The sequence below is a fragment of the Curtobacterium sp. MCBA15_016 genome (assembly GCF_001865105.1).
GTDB lineage: Bacteria > Actinomycetota > Actinomycetes > Actinomycetales > Microbacteriaceae > Curtobacterium.
Genome location: NZ_MJGR01000031.1, coordinates 18,942 through 20,426 on the forward strand (window position 1 = coordinate 18,942; position 1,485 = coordinate 20,426).

2 protein-coding genes are annotated in these 1,485 nt (G+C 73.3%); one reads left to right on the top strand and one right to left on the bottom strand.

The features are described 5' to 3' along the window. Positions 1–262 (bottom strand): hypothetical protein (locus BIV03_RS19705; protein WP_217637389.1); only part of this gene is annotated, 262 nt, incomplete at its 3' end. Between the two features lie 248 nt (positions 263–510). On the opposite strand from BIV03_RS19705, the gene BIV03_RS12965 reads away from it, so the two are divergent. Next, on the top strand, positions 511–1,398 hold the full coding sequence (locus BIV03_RS12965) for a universal stress protein (protein WP_071296000.1): 888 nt from the start codon (positions 511–513) through the stop codon (positions 1,396–1,398). The last annotated feature ends 87 nt before the right edge of the window (positions 1,399–1,485 follow it).

The following is a 1,485-nucleotide window of genomic DNA, read 5'->3' on the forward strand; positions in this document are numbered from 1 at the left end:
CGAGCGCGGCGTCCGCCACCAGCCGGTCGGCGGTCGGGCCGCCCGTGACGTCGTGTGTGACCGAGAGTCCCGGGTGCACTGTGCGCAGGCGCTGTTCGGCGGCGTCGAGCCGGTGTTCCGACCGCGTCAGCGCCTCGCCGAAGAACTCGCTGACGGTCAGCAGTCGCACGTCGTCGACCGCGGGGTCGACGGCGTCGACCGCCCAGTCCACGGTCTTCCAGCCGGCGACGGAGTCGTCGATGGCGACGGTGTACGCGGTCATGATCGCTTCCTTCCCTGGCGGCTGCACGGTGCGTCGCCAGCGGCTCGCACCGCTTCGGTCGACGCGACGCTACGGTGCCCCGGTGGGGCCGGGGCAGGGACGAAGGTCCTCTGGCATCGTGCGGGCGAGCCGACCTCGGAGCCTCGGGGGACCAACGGCCTGGCGGCTGGCGATCGCACAGCGCATCGTCGTGACCGTTGCCGACGAGAGGACCGCTCATGCCACAACCGACTCGATGGATCGTCGCGGTGGACGATTCCGATGCGTCTTGGAACGGTCTGGACTGGCTCGACCTCGCCGTCCGTGACGACGACGTCGTCCGGCTCCTCACCGTGCACGAGCGGGCCGGTGAGTCCCGGGAACGGTCGACCGGGCGGCTCACGATCGCCGAGCACCGGCTGCGGGATCGCCACCCGCGCCTGCGCGTCGTCCGTGAGGTCGTCGACGGCCCGACCGTGTCCAGACTGCTCGTCGACGCGACGGACGGGGACGTGCTCGTCATCGGCGGACGCCGTTCGGAGCGTGTGTGGGCGGCACTCACCGGTCGGGTCGCCGAGCGGATCGTCGCGCGCGTCGCCGTCCCCGTCGTCGTGGTCCCCGAGCGATGGCGGGTCGGATGCGACGAAGACGCGGTCGTGGTGGGGGTCGACGGTCGCACCGCGGGGACGGCCTTGGCGGTCGCCGCCCAGCTCGCGGCGGGGTGCAGGGACGGACTCGTCCTCGTGCGGGCGTGGGAGCCGCCGACGAGCGTCTCCCCGTTCGGCGCCGTGTACCTCGAGCGCGACCGGCCGCGGTGGGAGCACGAGGGGCAGCTCGAGCTCGACGCGGCCATCCGGACCGTGAGCCGGTCGCACCCCGATCTCCGGATGCGGGGCGAGCTCCGACAGGGGAGACCGTCCGAGACGCTCGCGCGCGCGGCTGCGACGGCCTCCGTCGTGGTCGTCGGCCGGCGTCACCGTTCGGCGGTCGGCGCGTTCCTCGGCGGGTCGGTCGGCGAGTCGCTCATGCACCGCTCGTCCGTTCCGCTCTGCGTGGTGCCTCGGTCCGCACCCGCCGTCGTGCTGGCAGCAGCAGCGGAGCGCGAGCGAGCGCACGACCACGGCGGCTCGCGCCGCGACGCCCATCTCGGCTGGTGAGCGTCCTACCCCTTCCAGACGGACTCAGCTCCGGCGTGGCCGATGACGACGACCTCGATGATCGAGACGACGGCGACCAGCCCGAGC